Source organism: Pedobacter sp. 01N416 (assembly GCF_056399685.1).
This window is the reverse complement of sequence record NZ_JBFTRT010000963.1, coordinates 1-850: the sequence shown is the minus strand read 5'-3', so window position 1 is coordinate 850 and position 850 is coordinate 1. Positions and strand designations below refer to the sequence as shown.

The following is an 850-nucleotide window of genomic DNA, read 5'->3' as shown; positions in this document are numbered from 1 at the left end:
GTACCAAGTACAGTCGTTTTTGTGGCAGTTAATAGTGTATTTACACGATCGCCACWAGCCTGACTGGCTGAGGGTGCACCAAATCCATTGCTTGGAAAATTATAGTTATCGTAGTAATTTATGCTATGGTAATATGAAATAGATTGCGGAAGCGCATTGTTTGTATAGCCAATGCCCGTTGCAGCTACTTCCTCAAAGTTTGTGGCATGAGAATTTACAGCATCTTGAAGAGTTGCACGATCAGAGCCACTATCATAAGTGCCTGTAATAATTATCCTACCAAAGGCATCATATTTAGTAAATAACCATTTGCCCGYATCTCTTAAATTTGGGTCCTGACTAAACACAAGCTGATCAAGGGGATTGTAGACCATTAATTCCCATTTTTTACCAGGTAATTGTTTCTCGATCAATCTTTTTCGACTGTCATACCTATACTGATAGCAATAATTATCCAGTTCACTTTGGGAGGGTACGCCGTTATCAGGGTTTGCACCAGCGGGCAGTACATAGCATAAATTTCCTAAGTCATCATAAACATAATAGCAACTAATTACTTCTATAACATTTCCTTTTAGATTAAAATGCCTTTTCAACACAGTATGACCTTCATTATCCTTATAATCTTCTACTGTCCCAGCTTTTCCATCTGATGGATTCCAGTTCTCATCTTTTATGATCTTAACAATAAGTTGATTGCTCGGATAAAAGCCTGGGCTTGAAAGTGTAGTGATATGTTCCTGGCCAGGAGAATTAATTAGTTCAGCTCGGAAAATCCTTACTGCGAATCCAGTTGTAGAATTACTCAAATCACTATTATTTTTTCCATAATCCGTTCTTAAAGTATGGC

At 37.9% G+C, this 850-nt stretch carries 1 pseudogene; it reads right to left on the bottom strand.

What is annotated here, in order from left to right:
• Positions 1-850, bottom strand: a pseudogene (locus tag AC1DND_RS28700) (DUF6443 domain-containing protein); the annotation flags it as partial.